The 335-nt window shown below is 32.2% G+C and carries 1 pseudogene; it reads left to right on the top strand.

Features of this window, described 5'->3' with window-relative positions:
* Window positions 1–333: pseudogene (locus KSU54_RS18690) on the top strand (hypothetical protein); the annotation flags it as partial.
* Between the last annotated feature and the right edge of the window lie 2 nt (window positions 334–335).

The raw sequence follows: 335 nt of genomic DNA, 5'->3' as shown, positions 1-335 counted from the left end.
ATTTCAAAAATTACTGTTTCAAAAAATATAGTTGGAACTAGAAAAACTACCAATGGCTATGGAACGGTCAAATTTGATCAATTAGAAAAGGGTGTTTATCTGCTTCAGGCAACAGATATCAATAAATATGAGAATATCGTATCAACATTGATATTCGTACCTGTATTTAACAATGAAAGCAAAAACAGCATGAATTATGATATCAGTATTGTCCCTAAACATTCACCTGTAATTGCAGTAAAAACAGGTGATGCATTTGATTTGAAACTATTTGCCGTACTAGCAGGAGTTAGTGCTGTTATTATTGCAATAATACGAAGGGAGGCGATATAGAT

The sequence above is a fragment of the Erysipelatoclostridium sp. MSK.23.31 genome, assembly GCF_019125875.1.
Classification (GTDB): Bacteria; Bacillota_I; Bacilli_A; order Erysipelotrichales; family Coprobacillaceae; genus Thomasclavelia; species Thomasclavelia ramosa.
This window is presented reverse-complemented; position numbering and strand designations above follow the sequence as displayed.